Annotated in this window: 13 protein-coding genes; 3 read left to right on the plus strand and 10 right to left on the minus strand. The window is 46.9% G+C overall.

Annotated elements, in window-relative coordinates:
- Positions 1-93: 93 nt before the first annotated feature.
- From cydC to KGF70_RS07300, 4 genes are all read right to left on the minus strand, one after another.
- A complete protein-coding gene (cydC, locus tag KGF70_RS07285) occupies positions 94-1,854 on the minus strand; it encodes a thiol reductant ABC exporter subunit CydC (RefSeq protein ID WP_216768552.1) in 1,761 nt (586 codons plus the stop codon).
- Complete coding sequence (gene cydD, locus KGF70_RS07290) at positions 1,854-3,590, minus strand: thiol reductant ABC exporter subunit CydD (protein WP_159256947.1); 1,737 nt, start codon at positions 3,588-3,590, stop codon at positions 1,854-1,856. The genes cydC and cydD overlap by 1 nt, the downstream gene beginning before the upstream one ends.
- A 127-nt stretch (positions 3,591-3,717) precedes the next feature.
- A complete protein-coding gene (gene cydB, locus KGF70_RS07295) occupies positions 3,718-4,713 on the minus strand; it encodes a cytochrome d ubiquinol oxidase subunit II (protein ID WP_050338926.1) in 996 nt (331 codons plus the stop codon).
- Positions 4,706-6,145 carry a cytochrome ubiquinol oxidase subunit I gene (locus KGF70_RS07300; RefSeq protein ID WP_050338927.1) on the minus strand — a complete coding sequence of 480 codons (1,440 nt, stop codon included), beginning with the start codon at positions 6,143-6,145 and terminating at the stop codon, positions 4,706-4,708. Before KGF70_RS07300 ends, cydB begins: the two co-directional genes overlap by 8 nt.
- A 419-nt stretch (positions 6,146-6,564) precedes the next feature.
- Here KGF70_RS07300 and KGF70_RS07305 point away from each other — a divergent pair, with 419 nt between their 5' ends.
- Entirely contained in the window at positions 6,565-9,480 is a 2,916-nt protein-coding gene (locus tag KGF70_RS07305; RefSeq protein ID WP_216768551.1) for an alpha/beta hydrolase, read from the plus strand.
- 59 nt (positions 9,481-9,539) lie between these two features.
- Positions 9,540-9,716 carry a hypothetical protein gene (locus KGF70_RS07310; protein WP_216768550.1) on the plus strand — a complete coding sequence of 59 codons (177 nt, stop codon included), beginning with the start codon at positions 9,540-9,542 and terminating at the stop codon, positions 9,714-9,716.
- 80 nt (positions 9,717-9,796) lie between these two features.
- Here the strand turns inward: KGF70_RS07310 and KGF70_RS07315 are convergent, their stop codons facing one another.
- From KGF70_RS07315 to KGF70_RS07330, 4 genes are all read right to left on the minus strand, one after another.
- Positions 9,797-10,381: an ECF transporter S component gene (locus KGF70_RS07315; RefSeq protein WP_216768549.1), complete on the minus strand. Its 585-nt coding sequence runs from the start codon at positions 10,379-10,381 to the stop codon at positions 9,797-9,799.
- Between the two features lie 126 nt (positions 10,382-10,507).
- A complete protein-coding gene (locus tag KGF70_RS07320) occupies positions 10,508-11,932 on the minus strand; it encodes an amino acid permease (RefSeq protein WP_088769854.1) in 1,425 nt (474 codons plus the stop codon).
- A gap of 1,123 nt (positions 11,933-13,055) precedes the next feature.
- A complete protein-coding gene (locus KGF70_RS07325) occupies positions 13,056-14,027 on the minus strand; it encodes an AEC family transporter (protein WP_101873860.1) in 972 nt (323 codons plus the stop codon).
- Positions 14,028-14,134: 107 nt separating this feature from the next.
- Complete coding sequence (locus tag KGF70_RS07330) at positions 14,135-15,778, minus strand: malolactic enzyme (protein WP_216768548.1); 1,644 nt, start codon at positions 15,776-15,778, stop codon at positions 14,135-14,137.
- Positions 15,779-16,090: 312 nt separating this feature from the next.
- On the opposite strand from KGF70_RS07330, the gene KGF70_RS07335 reads away from it, so the two are divergent.
- Positions 16,091-16,999 (plus strand): LysR family transcriptional regulator, encoded by a 909-nt coding sequence (locus KGF70_RS07335; RefSeq protein WP_056952205.1) that lies wholly within the window; start codon positions 16,091-16,093, stop codon positions 16,997-16,999.
- A 1,148-nt stretch (positions 17,000-18,147) separates the two neighbouring features.
- Here KGF70_RS07335 and KGF70_RS07340 read toward each other — a convergent pair.
- Complete coding sequence (locus KGF70_RS07340) at positions 18,148-19,029, minus strand: LysR family transcriptional regulator (protein ID WP_050338933.1); 882 nt, start codon at positions 19,027-19,029, stop codon at positions 18,148-18,150.
- Positions 19,026-19,562: a citrate lyase holo-[acyl-carrier protein] synthase gene (gene citX, locus KGF70_RS07345; protein ID WP_050338934.1), complete on the minus strand. Its 537-nt coding sequence runs from the start codon at positions 19,560-19,562 to the stop codon at positions 19,026-19,028. The genes KGF70_RS07340 and citX overlap by 4 nt, the downstream gene beginning before the upstream one ends.
- Positions 19,563-19,571: the final 9 nt, after the last annotated feature.

The raw sequence follows: 19,571 nt of genomic DNA on the forward strand, positions 1-19,571 counted from the left end.
CGGCTAACTTTGAGGCGCTAAAAATAATACAAATTAGCCGGTTGAACGGTCGCTAGCTTACGATTCAACCATATCTGTTTGCAACCTAGCCACTTAATTATCCGACACTCGGCTATCATGGCCTTGGTCCAAATCATAGAGCCGTTTGAACCGTGGGGCTGTGGCATATAATTCATCCGGCGTCCCGGCCATGTCGAACTTACCAGCTTCCAAGAACCGGACTTGGTCGACGTGGTTGATACCAGCTAAATGGTGCGTGACCCACAAAATGGTCTTGTCGTTGAGGACCCGGAAAACCGTCGTCAACAAGTGGGCTTCCGTAATTGGATCCAAACTAACGGTAGGTTCATCCAAAATAATGATTGGGGCATCTTGAAGTAGGATGCGGGCTAATGCCAACCGTTGGCGCTCACCGCCAGAGAAGCGCGCCCCACCCTCTTCTACGACCGTTTCGTAGCCGTCGGGTAAGCTTGTGATCAGAGGTTCGAGTTCAACCGCTTTAAGCGCGGCTTTCACCTGTTCATCCGTTGCTTGTAAGTTCCCCATCCGCACGTTGTTCATGATCGTGGTGTTAAAGAGATACGGCTGTTGGTCCAAGACGCCGAACAAGTCGGCCCGTTCTTTTTGCAAGCGTGCGATTGGAATATCATTGAGTTGAATGCTCCCAGCATCCGGCGTCACATCACCTAAAATCAGCTTGAGTAAGGTACTCTTACCAGTTCCAGAAGGCCCTAATAGTGCCAGTTTTTCGCCGGCTTTCAACGTCAAGTTAAGATGTTCAAAAATTGCGCGACCGCCACCCGGATATTTGAAGTCCAAATCAGCGACCCGTAAGACTTGGAACGGCTCCGTTAAGACGGTTTGATCCTGTTCGTCAACCGGCGTGGTATCCAGCGCATTGACCCGTTTGATCGAACGTTGATACGTCGGCCATTCGCTGACCCCTTGACTCACCGACTGCATCGCATCGACCAATGGGAAAACGGATAAGACAAACGCAGCAATCCAATTAGAACTTGCGGCATTCGTCGTCCAGTAAAAGCTACTCCAGACGAGCAAGGCGAGGCAAATCACACCAAAAATAATTTGAATGGAAAAGTCACGCCACCATTGAAACCGGTGATCCTTTTTACGAAGGGCAGCAATCGCCGCAATCGGCTTGGTTTGCCGTTGGTAAAAATCGGCTTGCCGGCCCGCAATCAACCAGTCACCGAGACCCATGACCGAATCTGTCAGTTGAGTATAAAAGCCCTGTTGAATCTGACGACTCTGCGATTCCCGCGCGCCGTTTAATAACACTGACCAGAGTGGCATCACAACTACAACGAGTCCTAACATCAGTAGCATCAGTAATCCGAACCACCAGCTGAAATAGCCGAGCGCAATCACAATAATCAGCGTCATGAACCACGCGATCACCGTCGGAAAGACCGTCCGCAGATATAAATTCTCAATGTGGTCGATGTCATCTGCCAAAATACTCAGGACATCCCCCGTTTGGAAGTTTTGCCGAATGGCGACCGCGTGCTTGGCGACCGCTTGGTATAACTTCTTACGAAAGTCTGACACGATCCGCAAGACCCAGTTATGACTCGTGATCCGTTCTGCGTAGCGAAAGGCAGGACGGCCGATCCCAAACGCCCGCGTGAGCACGATTGGCACGTAAATCATTAGGATATTATACGGATGCCGCGCCGCCTTACTGATTAAATAACCGGAGTTAAACATCAGCGCTGAGCCGCAAAAGAAGGTCATCAAGCCTAGAAACAGCGTCAACGCGAGTAATTTTTTGTACTTACGCAGGTATGGCATGACCCACGTATCGTGTTTAAATGTTGCTAAAAAATCTTTCATTAGATCGCACCTACCATTTCATCACGCAAGCGGACATAAGCGCCGTCATGTGCCGCCAATTCTGCTGGCGTGCCTTGTTCGACGATTTGGCCATGGTCCATCACTAACACGTAATCCATCTGATTGATCCAGTGTAGCCGGTGGGTCGCAAAGAAGACGAGATGGTCATCTAATACGGGCAAAATCGTGTCCTTCAAGGCCGCTTCCGTCTCAATATCCAGATGGGCAGTCGGTTCATCAAATAGTAAGACTCGCCGTGAATCATCCAGAAAGGCCCGTGCGAGCGCGATTCGTTGGGCTTGTCCACCACTGACACCCCGCGATCCTTCACCAATCTGGGTGTCGAGTCCGTCTGGCAACGTGGCGATCCAAGCCGTTAAACCGGCTTTTTCGGCCGCTTGTTCAATCGCTTCACGCGACGCATGCGGCTGATAAAAGGCCAGATTCTCAGCTAAGGTTGCATGGAACAAATAGGGATTTTGTGGAATGTAGAAAAAGCTCTGTTGCCAGGCCTGTTGACTCAGGTGAGTTACGGTTTGACCATTGACCTGAAGCTCACCCTGGTCCGCAACTGGCGTCAAGAAACCACCGAGCAAGTTAATCAGGGTCGATTTACCTGAACCCGAGGCACCAATAATTCCAATCCGTTGATAGCCGTGCACCTCGAGGTCAATCTTCTTCAACGCTAGTTTATCATCATTGTCATAGCTAAAATCGACGTCGTGTAAGCTTAACGTACTATCTGCCTGCCAATGAATCGGCGTCGTTCCGAGTTGTTCACGATCAGTCGGAATCGGCAGCGCTAACATCTTTTGCACATCCGCAAACGCGTTTTTCCCATTCAGAGTCGCGTGATAGTCATTCGCAAACGTCCGGAGTGGTAGGAAGTAATCTGGTGACAACACCAAAATTACGAGTGCTGGCAACAGGCTAATCGTCCCGTTAATCAGGCCGAACCCTAGGAAGACGGCAACGACCGCAATGGATAACGTCGTGAAGAAGTCGAGTGCAAACGTCGAGAGCATCGCAATCTTGATGACCGCTAACGTCTGCTTACGGTAGCCTTCACTGACTTGATAGACGTTATCCGCATAGCGTTTCGACAGTCCTAATTGTTTGAGCGTTGGTAGGCCCCGTAGCGTATCCACAAAGTGATTGGACATCCGCTGGTAACCGACGTATTGCGCGTCAGCCTTGGCTTGGGCGGCGTAACCCAAAATAATCATGAAGAGGATAATCAGTGGAAAAATAGCAAATAGAAAGAGGGCTTCGCGCCACCGCAATACCGCAATATAAATTAAAATAATCCACGGAATCACCATCATGTCGATCACTTTGATGACGACTAACATTAAGTACGTTTGAACCTTATCGATACCTTCCAAGGCGGTCGTGACCACGTTCCCGGTCCCAGTCTTAGCGACGTAGCCCGGTCCTAATTGATACAGTTTTTGCATGACTTGCCGACGCATATCGCCACTCGTCCGCTCAACCAAGGGGTACATCACCCGATTTTTGATAACGACCAGTAGCTGACGACCGACCCACGCCAAGGCAAATATCAGCATTGGCCGCAGAATCGTGGACAAGGCATGCAAGTGCCACAGTCCAACGATGGCGACCGACAAATAGTAGGCCTGAAATACAATACAAATGCCTTCGATGACCGCCAGCAGGCCTAAAATACCCGCTGCTCGGCGCATTCCCGGTAGTTTAAATAACGCTGGATCAAACACATCCGATCCCTCCCCGCTTAAAATGAACGGGGCCGCCCCCTGGCACTAGGCCAGGGTCGCGACCCCGTTGGTGCTGTTAAATTCATTGTACCACCGCACCCCGTGATACTGTTGTCATCAAATTAAATTATGATGCCAAGCGTTTGTAAAATACCCAGTAACTCCAAATAAAGTAAATCAACATGATCGGTAAGACCGTTAAGGAAATCACCGTCATCAGATGTAACGTGTATGGTGAGTTCGACGCGTCTTTGATCAGAATGCTGTAAGCCGAGTTATTGGCGACCATCACCCGTGGGAATAAGCCATTGAACAGTAAGACGACCACGTCAATCAGTGATAAGCCACTGCTAATGAAGGATAGCCATTCGTGATTACCATAAACGCCCCAGGTTGCTAAGACGGTCAATAAGACCAATGCGACCACTAGAATCGTTGTTGAGATTGGCTTCTTCGTGAAGAAATCTGTATTGAAGAAGAGTAGAATCGCAAAGACCACTTCACCTGCAAAGAGCACCCAGTATAGTGGTTTGGCCCATTGCAATGCTCGTTCACGCAACGTCCCGGTCGTCTTCAGGCGAATGAAGTTCAAACCGTGCAAGTAGCAGAGCAAGGTCACTGCGACCCCACCGACGATTGAGAACAAGTTGACGTAATCCGTAAAGTGCGCCGTCATATCACCATTGGCGTTGATTGGCATCCCTTTGACCAGCGCGGTGAACATCATCCCAAATAGGAAGGCAGCGAAGAAACTACCTAGTGCGGCTGCCCATTCCCAGAAGTTGCGACCAGATTCAGTTTCCATCCGGCTACGGAATTCAAATGAGACACCCCGCATGATCAAGGCAACTAAAATCAACAAGAGAATCAGATAGAAGCCGGAGAATAAGGAAGCATACCACATTGGAAACGAGGCGAACATTGCCCCACCAGCGGTAATCAACCAAACTTCATTGGCATCCCAGTGTGGGCCAATCGTGTGAATCACCACGTCCCGTTCATCACGGGTCTGTGCCAAGCTCTTGATGGTCATCCCAACCCCGAAGTCAAAGCCTTCCAGGAAGAAGAAGCCACTGAATAGCACGCCGACAAGTATAAACCATAAGAATTGTAAGTTACTCATGACTGAACGCCTCCTTACCATAAGGATCGTATGATGCGTCATCAGCAGCTTGTAGTAAATCATCTGGTCCTTGATGTAAGGCCCGCCGTGACAAGACGATCATGACAATTCCGAGACCACTGAAGAGGCAGAAGTAGACGATGTTAGAAATCAACAACGAAGCAACACTGACATTTGGCGATACCGCATCGGCAATCGTGAGTAAGCCATAAACGACCCATGGATAACGGCCAAGTTCAGTAATCAACCAACCAGCCGTGTTAGCGGCAAATGGTAAGAACGTACAAATACCGAGTACCCAGAGGAACCAGCGTTGCCGTTCGATCAACGTCGATTTCGCACGAACGAAGAACAACCCGATGATCGCAATCAGCGCGAACAATCCACCGGAGACCGTCATGACCCGGAAGCTCCAGAACAAGGTCTTGGTTGGCACGTAGTAATTCATGTCCTTACCAAACTTCTTATCATACTTCGCGTGTAACTCTTTGTTGATCGTATTTTGACCCTTAACGTTACCAGATAACTTGTGGTAGCTGAGGATATCGAGGACGTATGGAATTTCAACCGACCATTTGGCCTTGTGATTCTTGGTATCCATACCTTCGATCACCGCCCAAGAAGCTGGTGAACCGGAGTCCTTGTACAACCCTTCAGTTGCGGCAAACTTCATCGGTTGTTCCTTAATAATGTAGCGTGTTTGTAAATCACCCATGCCGACCACACCGATAGAAGCAACCAAACCAACGATCAAGCTGACCTTAATCGACTTGCGGAAGAAGGTCACATTCTTCTTCTTCAACAAAGCGAAGGCCGCCATACCTGCAACCACAAATGAACCGGTGACAAAGGCGCCAAACAACACGTGTGGTAATTCATACCATAACTGTTCGTTCTTAACGACGGCGGCAAAGCTCGTCATTTGTGCCCGACCAGTCTTCGTGTTGATCATAAAGCCAACCGGATTTTGCATGAAACTATTCGCCGCTAATATCCACATTGCGGAAATCATCGTCCCAATCGACGTTAACCAGATAAACGCACAGTGGATTTTGGCATTGAAACGGTCCCAACCAAACATCCATAAACCAATAAATGTGGATTCCATAAAGAATGCCACCAACGCTTCAATCGCAAGTGGTGCACCAAAAATGTCACCCATGAAACGTGAATAATCAGACCAGTTCATCCCAAATTGGAATTCTTGTATAATCCCTGTTACGACACCAACGGCAAAGCTAAGTAAGAAAATTCGGCCCCAAAATTGTGCCATGTGTTTGTACATGATGTCTTTTTTGACAACATATACCGTTTCCATAATTGCAACAATCAAGGCTAAGCCGATTGATAATGGCACGAAGAAGAAATGAAACACCGTGGTCATCGCAAATTGAAAGCGCGCCAAGGATAAGATACTTAATCCGAGATTCATAATGGTCCCCCCTTTATAAATTTATTCCCTACGAAAGCGGAAACACCTTATTCACCTTTAATAATAGCAAGTGATAAGTGAAATTTCAATCAATCTCAACTTTTATTCCCAAAATAGTCAAAGTCGCTAATTTTCAAGGCCACTATTAGTACAAATACTAGTTAGTTAGTTGACATTGTCTGTTGCTAATCACGTGATAATTCACGGTTTTGCGCGACTTTAGTTTGGCCATTGGCATTACAAAGCTTTTGACAACTTTAACCAATATAGCTGTATACTTCACACTATAAACAAGTGATGCCGTTATTAAAAAAGTCCCTGTTTCCACAACTTAAACCGTGGAAACGGGAACAATCGCGCGCTGACGTGCTATATTTTTTTATGTGCAACAGACTAAAACGTTACGAGGAGTAAATAATATGAAAAGGAATTCACAACCATCGGCCACCATTGATCATTATAAAATGTTCAAAGATGGCAAGCATTGGGTCTATGCCGGCATTACCATCGCGGGGCTTGGTAGTACGCTGATGCTGACCACCAATGCGCTTGCCGACACGACGACACCCGTGAGTGCCACCACCACGGCTTCCGCACCCAATGCCACCACTAGTGACCAACTCAGTCAGGCTGCCGGGGCAACTGCGGCTGATTCGAGTTCGGTAACTGATACGAACAGTACGCCGGTCACTGCTAGTTCTGAGACCAATACCAGCGATGACACGACTGCTACAACAGCAGCCGCCACCAGCCGGACCAGTCTCGCCACAACGACGACTGACGCTGATGCAGACGCGGCTAATAACACTAGCGCGACTGATACTGCGGTAACCAGCGGCTCAACTAATAATACTGTTACAGATCAAACCAGCACTGACGCCACTGCCACGGCGGATTCAACGAAGTCTACAACGACAACTGATGCCGTTAGCGACAAGACTAGTGCTGCGCTAAATTCAACTGAAACGTCATCAGTGGATACAACCACCACTATGGCCAATCAAGCTGATACGACGACTGCTTCAACGGATGCCGCAGCAAACACGACGTCAAGTGCAACTGATGATGCGACAACTGACGATGCGTCGACCGGTACGACGACAGCTGCAACTACTCTGACTGGCGAAGATGCTACGACTAGTACTACCACGACAGGCGAAGACGCTACGACTGACAGTGATGCGACCGCCGAAGACACTGCAACCGACACTACTGCAGCGACGACTGCCAGTACTAGTTTAACAACGACTGACAGTGGCCACGGTTTGATTTATGAAACCAATGACCAAACCGGCAATCAAAAGAGCACGATCACGATTGAGCAAACTGGTCCTTATAGTGTCACTTGGAAAAAGGTCACGACTTCAAATAAGGACGAAACCACGACCGTCACGTTAGACGCCAGTGATATCGTCGCAATCGTCAATGAAATCAAAGATTTAACTAACCAAGCAGCGGCAAAGGCCAAGCTCAACACGATCGTCGACCAACTCAAAGAACTACCAACCACGATTGCCAGCACGATCGTCGGTAACTTGATCTACCCGATCGTTTTCACTGGAAGCGGCTCAGAAGCGCTGTCGAATTTACGTACTGAAATGAATGAACATCGCTACGACATTTCCAATACTTGGGAAGGCCTCGACCCCGTGGCTTACGCAACTGACCGGGCGGCGGCAGAAGAATACTACCCCGCCGCAGTCACGTGGTGGAACAACGTCACCAAAGAAACTTGGACATTGCCAGAATATAACGACCCGACTCAAAACGTTCGGGCCTACTACATTCAAAACGGCGATGCCACCAAAACCGTTATTATTGGTCAGGGTTGGACTGAACATCTCGACTGGATCGGCTACGTCTCTAAAATCTGGTATGACATGGGTTATAACATCCTAATGCCAAGCCAACGTGGTCAATTCCTGAGTGACGGCGATGATTTGACCTTTGGATACCAGGATAAGTATGACTGGTTGAACTGGGTCAAGATGGTCGACGAACGCAACGGCGCCAACAGTGAAGTCGTCTTCTACGGCCAATCATTAGGTGCTGATACCGTCCTCGAAGCCGCATCAGTTCCGGGGTTATCAAAATCGGTCAAGGCGGTGGTCGCTGATGCCGGTTACGCGACCTTACCAGAATTAGGGGCGTCACTGTACTCGAAGGCCATCAATTACGTCTCAAACGCCCTTCAATCAGTTGGGTTACCAGCGATTACTAGTTTGCCGTTCTTATCGTATGACAAAATTGTGGCTGCCATTAATGCTCGTTTGATTAAAACTCAGGGCTTCAGTGTTGACGACTTATCCGCCGTCGATGCTGCCAGCAAAGTGACGATTCCCCTGCTGTTGATTCACACCGAAGATGACGCGTTCATTCCTTACACGCAATCACTCGAATTAGCCGCGGCTAATCATTCAGCCGACCAGGAAGTCTGGATTTTGCCCGGACAAGTTGGTGGTCACGCGGCCGCAAACAACGCGATTCTTCAATACCAACAACATCTGCAGGACTTCCTCGCACCATTGGTATCAGTCGCAGAAGCTGAAGACGAAGCGGTCGATGTCGACCCTAGTGCTGACTCGACGGCAACATCTGATGCGACTGATCATACGACCGATGCGACTGTTGATACAGACGGCAAAACCAGTACTACAGATACGACTGATGAAACGGATGGTTTAACTGATACCACTGAAACGACTAACGGTGCGGGCAGTTCGACCGACACGACTCACACAGCTAGAAATTCAGCAACTGCCACCGGCTCGGCTGAATCAGCAGATGATACGACTAATGGCAACGATTCATCGCAAACTGATCCGGATGCCACAACTACTGACGACGATCAGGATGATGATCTTGCTAACGCAGATGGTTCAACTTCAGCAACCGTCAAAAATGGCCGTTTAGCACCTGTCACCACGACGGATGAATCCGCTACCGGCACCGTATCGCTGGCAGATGCGACTCCATCAGACGTTGATATGACCAATGACCAGACGGATGCTGATGAAGCCAGTGCCACCGATGCTGCAGTCACGAACAATGACTGGCTCGTTAATCACGACCACAGTGGTTCCGTGGTAACTGCCAGTCTACGCGAAGATTTGAGCACGGCTGGCGCAACGATTGCCATGATACCAACGGCCGTTTCGACGACTAAACCCGAGGCAGATTCAGACCTTGCCCCGGTCAGCTCACCAACGACTAAATCAGCACCAGCCTTGCCACAAACTGATGAAACGTCGCAATCATGGTTGACCGCGCTCGGTGCCAGTTTATTAGCTGTTGTCACTGGTCTTTGGACACGGATTCGTCGGCGTTTTGCTTAACGCAGCGGCCCAACTTTGTGGTATTCTGAATGAACAATAACCAGTGAGGAATGATAATAATGGATATTGGAACATCAGTCTCGTTCGTACTTGAGGGGCAAACCTATACTGGTACGATTGCCAAAAGTTACACGAATTCTTATCTCATCAACTTTAACAGCGCTGACCCTGAAATCATTGATAAGTATCATAATAAAGTCATTATCAGTCAAAAGAAGGTTCAGGCAGTTAAATAACGTCAAATAAGCATCGCAGCAAACCCTCAATCGGGGTAATTTGCTGCGATGCTTATTTTATTTTGCAATGATAGCTCAATCTATGCTTTTTTAAAACGTAATAATGGTGTTCCAATCAGCGGTGTTAAAATCCCGGCTAAAATAGCTTCCGGTACCCCATTTGAAGCAACGACCGCTAACAAATAAGGCATTAACTTACTTAAATTGATTTGATAAAATCCCGCTGCCTGATGACTATATAGCAGGCCAATCAAACCGAGTACCAAAATGGTATTAGTCAAAGCCCCCGCAACACCGGCTAGCATGAATCCCAGCGTTCGGTGCTGTCGTTTTTGAAACCAAATAAAAATCCAGCCAGCGACCACTCCAATCAAAATTCGCGGTACCACTGAAATTAATGGATTGGTAAACACGATTGGCGCTAACGCACTGGTGGGCGCGACGAATGCGCGTATCCAATCAATGATTCCCCAAATACCCCCAACAATTGCGCCATCTCGTGGTCCCAAAACCACCGCAGCAATAATGACCGTCACGTGGATCGTCGTAATGCTCAATCCCGGCAACGGAATGTACCCAAAAAACGGCACGATATTTTGAATGATCACAATCGCCATTAGTACCGCCAACACACTGATATGATAGGCGTTTGAACGTCTCTGCATCATCAGTCACCTCAACTCTCTTTTCCATTCAATTACGCGCTTAATTATAGCATATGACAGGTGCCAAATCGCAAACGATATAGCGACAAAAAAACTAGCCCCAATGCTGGCAGCTAGTTTCGAATTTTATTCTGATTCTTTTTTCCGTAGGCCCGCACGAATCCGTGAGTGACGATAACTGTAGCTAAAGTAGATGACCACCCCGATGACGAGCCAAATGGCAAACATGTGCCAAGTGAAGGCTTGCAAGTTGATCATCAGATATATACAAGCTAGAAACGATACAATCGGCAACACCGGATAGAACGGCACTTTGAAGGAACTATTGATTTGCTGTAGCGTTTCATGACGACGTAAGAAGACGACTCCAATCGAGACCATAGCGAATGCAAATAAAGTCCCGATGTTGACTAACTCCGCAATCTTATCCAACGGAATCACCGCTGCAAAGACGCTAGCGATGATACCAAAAATCCAGGTACTCTTAACGGGGACTTTTGTATGTGGACTGACCGTCCGAAACGCTTTTGGTAGGAGCCCATCCCGACTGATGGCAAAGAGCAACCGAGTACCACCATACAACATAACGATCAACACCGTCGTCATCCCAACGACTGCGCCGAGGGATACAATGCCCGCGGCCCAATTCTGATGAATCACAGCTAGCGCGTAGGCCACGGGATCCCCAACGTTTAATTGACTATAGTGGACGACCCCAACCAGGACGGCAGCCATTGCCACGTAGAGAATCGACGCAACCACCAACGAGCCGACAATTCCAATTGGCATATTGCGCTTCGGATTTTTAACCTCTTCGGATGCCGTTGATACCGCGTCAAACCCAATGTAGGCATAAAACGCAAGTGACGCCCCTTTGACTAACCCGCTCACCCCATGAGGCATGAACGGATGATAGTTGGCTGGTTTTACAAAGAAAATAGCAACTGCGATAAAGAGCACAATCACTAAAATTTTAACAATCACCATAATCGAATTGACCCGGGTCGATTCTTGCAACCCACCGACCAACAGTAACGATACCGCTAAAACGACCACAAAGGCAATCAAGTTGAAGCCCGCGTGACTCGTTCCAGCCGTCCCCGCGGCCGCCGACAAATACGACGGTAGCTTGAGCCCGAAACCACTGATCAAATTTTGAAAATACGACGACCAACTGACAGCGACTGAAGAAACGGCAAATAAATACTCCGATATCAGTGACCAACCCAAAATCCAAGCTAGAAACTCACCGAAGACCGTGTAAACGTACGTGTAGGCACTCCCAGCTAACGGAATCGTCGAAGAAAATTCAGCGTAACATAGTGCAGCTAACGAACAAACCACCGCCGCAATCACAAAGGATAACATTGCAGCGGGACCGGCATATTTGGCCGCAATAATTCCGGGCGTGATAAAAATCCCGGAACCAACAATTGCCCCCACCCCCATCATCGTCAGGCTAAAGGCATTTAACGTTTTTGCGAGGCCGCCCTGATTAAAACTCGCTGGATTGACTGGCTTTTTGACCAACAATCGGCGTGACTCTTTCATATGGGGTTCCTCCTAATCAAATTCTTAATAATGCAACGTGCTTAATTCTATTAATTTTTGTGCGATTAGTCAAGTTAATCTAGAAAATTCAACCAAATTATCGTAAAACGCCTTAAGATAGCGTTTTATTTGGTTAGTTACTTTAAACAAATTTATTAATTGTTCATAAGATTTGCTAATTTCAATCTCACGCTGTGCTTAATAATTCAGCTACTACTACATATGTTGCTAATTATTATTTAGCATTAAAGATGATTAAATTGTGCTGTTTTATGAGTTCAAGCGCTGCCAGCTGAGACCCGCTGGGAACAGTGCGAGTTACCGTAAACTTGCAGTGGTAGGATCGTCTTAGGCCGGCTTCCAGGCATTCTGGGATGGTATTCGAAAGGCGGACATGTGCGGACCCAATCTTTTGATGAGCTAGTCGTTGATTCTTAACAAAATGTGATTTCGACATTCAACAGTCAGACTACCTTCTTGAAACAACTAAACTTTCTTAGCCATGTTTTAAGATTACTGACAACTTCACTGAACTTGCTTGTCAAAATCTTCTCTAACCGTCTAAGATAACAAAATTTTGAATTCTAAACGAGGGCAACTTTATCGACCAATATCAAGACTAGTTGTCCTTGAAATTGGTGGCATTGAGATGAGTGAATAGTATTCAGATGATCTTCTCAGTAATTAATGCCATCAGTCCTCATCCGTACCAAATAAACTTTTGCCTAAAGGGTCCAATCACTAAATATTCAATGGTCAATTGCACCTAGATAGGTGGCCGTTCATTCGCCATTCGAGCGGCTTCCCGACTGTAGGGGCCGGCTGACAATGCTCAGTAGCCAAATTATTCTTAGCTGGAAGTGGTCTTCTTCCGGCTTAGAATAAGACTCGTATTTGAAATTGCGCAGTGGGTTTCTGCGTGAGTTCAAATCGACGTCGGCTGCGTTCCAGCAATTGTCAGCCGGCCCCGAAAGTCGGACTAAGGCGTGCATCGGCTGACGAACAGGAATCCACCAACTAGCATGATTTATCATGATTCATGACAAGTTAACCAGCACAATGCGTATGCCATAAAAAAAGCGGCCCATCACAGGCCGCTTTTTAACAGTAAATCTAGTTTGGATTAAATATATTGAATCAAGGTCATCAAGACTGGCACAACCACGATGAACAAGACGGTACTGGTTGTGACAATGTTGGTGGCGTATTCGACGTCTCCATGTGCTTCGTTAGCCAAGATTGGCAATACGGCTAACATTGGCGTTGCTGATTGAACGATCAACGTTTGTGAAGCCATGGTTGGGAAGCTGGCGCCCAAGTTGCCGGCAACCATCAAGACCAAGATCATGATGATTGGTGACAAGATGAAGCGACCAATCAACGCCACGATCGTATCACGGTCGAAACGAATACTCTTCAACCCGGCATCCGCTAGCACGATCCCGATGTAAATCAAGGAAAGCGGTGTGACCAAGTTACCAACATACGTCAAGGTCGAACTGATGAAATCAACCTTCATCACTGGGATGTTGAGTAATAGTACAACTAATGCGACTAAGAACCCAACCAGTGGCATTGGAATAACTTTCTTCCAGTCAATCTTGTTGTGCGTCTTTTCCTTAGGCTTCGTTGGATCATCGTTAGAAATCAAGAATACCCCGAAGGCCCAAGTTGAAACGGTGTTAACAATATAGTAAACCAGGAAGTACGTCATACTCTTATCGCCAAACAACGCAATGTTCAAAGGTAACCCAATGAAGATCGTGTTGGCGTTGACGATTGCATTAATGAAAATCCCTTTACGACCGGGCTTGACCCGCATCAATTTGACCAGGATAAACGCAATCACATAACCAATGATGACGGCTAAGAATGCGTAGGCCAAGTAGCCGGCAAACGACCCTAGCTGACCACGCGTCAACCGACTCAACACTGAAACGAAAATCGACGCTGGCAGGGCGATGTTTTTGATAAACTTGGAAATCGTCCCCGCAAACTTGTCATCAAACCAACCGGTCCGCCGTAAGACAAACCCTAATATCATGATCAAAACGACCACTAGGACGCTTTGAATCGAATTCCATAAAACTGCCATGTGCACTTATACCCTCTTACAATCTCTTAATTTGCCGATGCCATTCGCGACGTTAACCTGCCAAGCTAACTCGCGGCATGGGCTTGTCAATCTCTTATTTGCCGACGCTATTTGCTGATGGTTTTGTATTCTGGAACCCACTTCATATCAGCAACTGCTTGTTTGGCATCCGTAATTGGTTCTTTGTTTAACTTCTGATCAATCACACTTTGTGCAACGACTTCAGCTAAAGTTTGTGAAAATTCAGTAATCTTTGAAACTGGTGGTAAGACCGCTGCACCTGGCTTAGACGTATCCATGATACCGCCCAAGGCATGGCATGCAGCTGATAAGGTCTCACTGTTCAAGACTTTGGCCGTTGATGCAATCAAACCAAATCCTAAACCAGGGTACATCAAGGCGTTGTTCCCTTGACCGATTTGGTAAGTAACACCCTTGTATTCCACATCGTCAGCTGGAATCCCAGTGGCAACTAAGGCGCGACCATCAGTCCATTTGATCAAATCTTCTGCTTTGGCTTCTGCTAACTTGGTTGGGTTAGACAGTGGGAAGATGATTGGCCGTTCCGTATGTGCAGCCATTTCCTTAACAATGCTTTCAGTGAACGTCCCTGGTTGAGTTGACGTCCCAATCATAACTGTTGGGTGAACGGCCTTAACAACGGCTTCAAGGTTAGTTAGTTCATCAGCGTTACTAAATTCGCTACGCTTACGAGTGAAGGCCTTTTGGGCTGGGGTTAAGCCTTCAGTATCGTCAAAAAGTAAACCTTGCTTATCAACAGCGTAGAAGTGTTGCTTAGCTTCTTCTTCGGTCAAACCAGCTTGCATTAATTCATCGAGGATTTGGTTGGCAATCCCCATGCCGGCAGTACCCGCACCGAATGACAAAATCTTTTGGTCCTTGATGCTTTCCTTAGAAATGTTCAAAGCACCTAAAATACCCGCTAAAACGACCATCCCAGTTCCTTGGATATCATCGTTAAAGGTTGCGATTTGATCCTTGTACTTGTCCAAGATAACTTGCGCGTTGTCACGACCGAAATCTTCAAAGTGTAACAATGAATCTGGGAATAATTTTTGTTCAGCTTCAACGAACTTGTCGATCACATCATAGTATTGTGCGCCAGAAACCCGCTTGTGACGGTTACCTAGATACAATGGATCATCCAATAATTTCTGGTTGTTGGTCCCAGCATCAATGCTTACAGGCAAGACTTGAGATGGGTCGATACCAGCAGCGGCCGTGTAAACCATCAACTTACCAATGGCGATATCAACACCGTTAACGCCCCAGTCACCCATACCAAGGATTCCTTCAGCGTCAGTCACAACGACTAAGCGAATGTCGCGACCATCAGCCGCGTTCTTCAAAGTAGCTTCAATATCTTCTGGTGCATCAACTGAAACAAAGGCGGCATTTTGTGGATCCAAGAATAATTCGTTGTATTGTTCGATTGAATCAGCAACGACCGGATCATAAACGATTGGCATGAATTCAACCACGTGTTCATCCATTAAGTGGAAGAACAACGTCCGGTTTTCGTTGAACAGGTTCATTAAGAAAATCCGTTGTTCCAACCGACTTGGCTTGCTCTTGAATTGCGCATAAGCTTGAGTCGCTTGTTCGTCGATGGTTTGAACCTTACTTGGTAACGTCCCGGTCAAGCCCAATGCTTGGCGTTCTTCTTTAGTAAAAGCAGTCCCCTTATTTAAGAATGGGTTATTTAAAATGGTACTTGCAGTTTTTGTCATTACTGCGACCTCCTATTTTTGAATGAGCTTCAATAAACTTATATCAACAGGAAAAACTGTTCTTATCATTTTACATGCAATAAGATAACAGCCAGCGTGTCGTCCGTCAAACATTTGAGAATGTCTCTCTCAAAATTGCTTGGTTGCCACACAGTTGGTTAACAGTCAGTAAACTTGCCTGAGCAGGAAAACTGTTCCTATCAATTAACAAAACATACTATAGACCCCCGGAAATGTTATAGTCAAAACTATGTTATGATATAAATAAATTAAATAAGGTCGCTATAAACGCTGATTCAGAAAGGATAAAAAATGAACACAAAAGACTTAGCTTATTTTGATGAATTAATTTCTCAAAAAAATTTTTCAAAAGTTGCGAAAACTTTCAATGTGAGCCAACCAACCATTACCACTGCCATCAAAAGATTGGAAACTGAGTTCGGTGCCCCCCTAGTGATTCGAGATCGCATCCAGAACACCTTACACGTCACTGAGAGCGGTGCACAGTTGGCGGAACACGCCAAAATCGTGCTTCACGAACTGCGCATTGCTCATCAGGAGATTGATAACCTTTCGCAAAATCGGCTTATTTTAGGATTACCACCGATTATTGAAAATCATTATTTTCCTAAAGTCGGTGCCAAATTGGCGGAAGCCGGACTGCTTGCCAGTCTGGAGACGGTGGAAGGCGGGTCAATTTTCTTACGAAACGCCGTGCGCGACGGCCGAGTGGACTTGACCTTACTTGGTTCAGTCGAACCACTCGCTTATCAGACCCTGATTGCGGAAGAATTTGACCGTCAGCCCTTCTGTATTTACGTCTCTAAGGACCACCCACTCGCCCAACGCAAACGAATCTACTTCAATGAATTACGCCGCGAGAACTTTGTCTTCTTTAATAGTAATTTCATCCATAACACCGCGTTCAACAAACTCACGCGCCGGAATCATTTCCGTCCCAACATCGTCTTTCGTTCCAATGACACCCACGTGTTGATGAAGTTGATTGGCGAAAACGTCGGCGTCGGCTTTTTCACACGAATCGTCGATCACTACCGCAAAGACGTTGTTCGCCTCGATTTGATGGATACCGAACCACCAGAGTTCATCACCAGCATCGTCTACCGAACGACCCACATTTTGACGCCGGTCCAGCACCAATTATTGACCATCATGCACGACACGTTGGCACCCAATGAGGACGATTCGAATGAATCCTAAGTTGTTGTATTTGAAACGCATTGTGCGCATTAGTTTATCATGAATTGTGATTAAATCATGCCAGTGGTTGGCTTACTGTTCGTCAGTCGATGCGCGCCTTAGTCCGACTTCCGGGGCTGGCTGACAATTGCTGGAACGTAAGCCGACATCGATTTGAACTCACGCAGAAACCCACTGCGCAATTTCAAATACGAGTCTTATTCTAAGCCGGAAGAAAATCACTTCCGACTAAGAATAATTTGGCTACTGAGCATTGTCAGCCAGCCCCTACAGTCGGGAAGCCACTCGAATGGCGGATGAACGGCCACCTAGCTTGGCACAATTGATCATTGAATATTTATTGACTGGCTCCTTCAGATAAATACTTAATCGGTATCGATGATGACTGATGGCATTTAATCACTGAGAAGATCACCTGAATATTGTTCACTCATCTCAATGCCACAAATTTCAGTGACCACCACTCGTCTTGAAATTAGTTGACAAGATTTCTTTCGCCTATAATTCAGGAGTTTGTTGTCTCGGGCAACTAGAGAAAATTCTGACAACTGCAGTGAAGTCGCTTGTCTGACAGCATGAGTAAGAAACTTTAGCTATAATTAGAGATCAGACTGACAGTTGAATGTCAAAATAACTGTGTACCAATGAATCAATGACTAATTAAACAAAATGTTGAGTTCGCACATGTCTGCCTTTCGAATACAATCCCGACTGGAAGGCATTCTGGGCAAGGCCAAGTGGTGAAATTTCACTTAGCAAGCGTTTTTGGCTTGGTTAGTGAAAGACCAGTATTTAAGACGTGGTTTATCGGCTTAAATCTGTGTCCACCACGTTCCGGCCATTGCCCAGAATGCCTGGAAGCCGGTGTAGGACGTCGCCACCACAGAAAGTTTACGGTAACTCGCACTGTTTCCAGTGGGTCTCAGCTGGTAGCACTTGAATTCATAAAATAGCATGATTTGATCATTTTTAATGTTAAAGAATAACTACCACAACGTGTATTTAAAGCACACCTGCACAAAAACTCGCACCACCACTTATTTGTGGTCGTGCGAGTTTTTTGGTGTTATCCGAATAATCAGTCATTTTCATTGATCCATAATGATTGTCTCACGTATAGTCGCGCCAGACGCAATCACAACTAACCATTAGACGGTCATTTTCAACAGTTGGTCAATAAAACGTTGTTCATCATCAGTCGGTAAGTAGCCGGCGCGAGTCACGACCGAAATGTTGAAGCTGACGGGTAATTGGTCCTCAATGTCGAGGCACACCACCCCATCATCTGGTTTCACGACGTCGCGGACTAGCATGCTGATGCCGAGGTTGGCTTTGACCAGCGCTTTGACCCACGAAATATCAGGCGTGCGATAAATGACTTCCGGATGAACCCCGGCAAAATCACAGTAGGCTTGAAAGGCTTGCGGATGAACGTATTTACCATCCAGGCCGATAAACTGTGCTTGTCCTAGATCTTTGAAACCAATACTTGTCTGCGTCGCCAAGCTGTTTTGCGGACTGACAATGATGCTGAAAGGTCGCGCCCCTAACTTTACCGCGTGTACGGTCGGCAAATCAAATGGCAGATACGATCCCAATAACGCAATATTGATTTCACCTTTGACCAGTTTGTGCAGTAATTCGTCCGAGCCCGTCTCGGTAATTTTCAACTGCTGTAACAACCCGTTTTGTAGCAATTTTTCAGCGATCTGTGGGAAATACAACGTCCCGATAATCGGCGGTAGACCAAACCGAATCTCCGCTTGCTGAGCGCTATCAATTTCTTGATGGGCCAAGCGCAAACTCGCTTGAATTTGTTGGGCGTTCTTATACAGTAGATGGCCCGCCCGCGTGATATTCGTCTGTTGATGATGGCGGTCTTGAATCACCAACTTGACCGCAAATTCTTTCTCCAACCGGTGAATCGCCTGCGTCACTGCCGGTTGTGAAACGGCGAACTGGCGCGCAACCATCGTATAATTCTGACAATCGACCAGTGCCCGAAAATAATCTAAATCCCGTGTATTCATACGCGATCACCGAATTCTGCGTCATACATCGCCGTAATTTTTGCTTGCAAGTCCGCCACTGAATGGCGCCGTGACCGCGCGCAATCCTTGGCGTCACGCCCACACAACAAGCACCGCCGTTTTGGTAATCCCAAATCAGTCCGCGACAGTGCACGTTGCGAACCCGTTTGTAAAATATCAATATCGTACAATCGTCCGAGCGAATCCTGCTCTTCAAACGCTACCGCCGCGCGCTTACTCGTCGCAAAATCTAGTGGCAAAATCAAAAAGCGTTCATTTCCCGCAGGATGATTCCAGTCCGCCGCCACCGTATAATCCGCCAGCTGGTCCTCAAACCGCTGAACACCGGCTAAAAACAGCCGCCGCAACGCATCATTATTCTTGATTGGCCCCGGAATATTGAGCTTGATCGCCGCAATCGACGACTTCGGATGAGCAGTCGTCAGTTCCTGTTGAAAGGCCACGCGCTGGTCCCTTGCCGCCAACATATCCGTAATTGACTGCGGTTTTCCGCTCGTAAAAATACTCGCCATACTTGTCAC

Source organism: Lactiplantibacillus sp. 7.2.4, assembly GCF_018991185.1.
Classification (GTDB): Bacteria; Bacillota; Bacilli; order Lactobacillales; family Lactobacillaceae; genus Lactiplantibacillus; species Lactiplantibacillus pentosus.

What these genes read in the sequence shown, in the direction of transcription:
- citX (WP_050338934.1), bottom strand. Translation starts at nt 19,562, where the DNA reads ATGGCGAGTATTTTTACGAGCGGAAAACCGCAGTCAATTACGGATATG.
- KGF70_RS07310 (WP_216768550.1), top strand. Translation starts at nt 9,540, where the DNA reads ATGGATATTGGAACATCAGTCTCGTTCGTACTTGAGGGGCAAACCTAT.
- cydB (WP_050338926.1), bottom strand. Translation starts at nt 4,713, where the DNA reads ATGAGTAACTTACAATTCTTATGGTTTATACTTGTCGGCGTGCTATTC.
- KGF70_RS07320 (WP_088769854.1), bottom strand. Translation starts at nt 11,932, where the DNA reads ATGAAAGAGTCACGCCGATTGTTGGTCAAAAAGCCAGTCAATCCAGCG.
- KGF70_RS07300 (WP_050338927.1), bottom strand. Translation starts at nt 6,145, where the DNA reads ATGAATCTCGGATTAAGTATCTTATCCTTGGCGCGCTTTCAATTTGCG.
- KGF70_RS07315 (WP_216768549.1), bottom strand. Translation starts at nt 10,381, where the DNA reads ATGCAGAGACGTTCAAACGCCTATCATATCAGTGTGTTGGCGGTACTA.
- cydC (WP_216768552.1), bottom strand. Translation starts at nt 1,854, where the DNA reads ATGAAAGATTTTTTAGCAACATTTAAACACGATACGTGGGTCATGCCA.
- KGF70_RS07305 (WP_216768551.1), top strand. Translation starts at nt 6,565, where the DNA reads ATGAAAAGGAATTCACAACCATCGGCCACCATTGATCATTATAAAATG.
- KGF70_RS07335 (WP_056952205.1), top strand. Translation starts at nt 16,091, where the DNA reads ATGAACACAAAAGACTTAGCTTATTTTGATGAATTAATTTCTCAAAAA.
- KGF70_RS07340 (WP_050338933.1), bottom strand. Translation starts at nt 19,029, where the DNA reads ATGAATACACGGGATTTAGATTATTTTCGGGCACTGGTCGATTGTCAG.
- KGF70_RS07325 (WP_101873860.1), bottom strand. Translation starts at nt 14,027, where the DNA reads ATGGCAGTTTTATGGAATTCGATTCAAAGCGTCCTAGTGGTCGTTTTG.
- KGF70_RS07330 (WP_216768548.1), bottom strand. Translation starts at nt 15,778, where the DNA reads ATGACAAAAACTGCAAGTACCATTTTAAATAACCCATTCTTAAATAAG.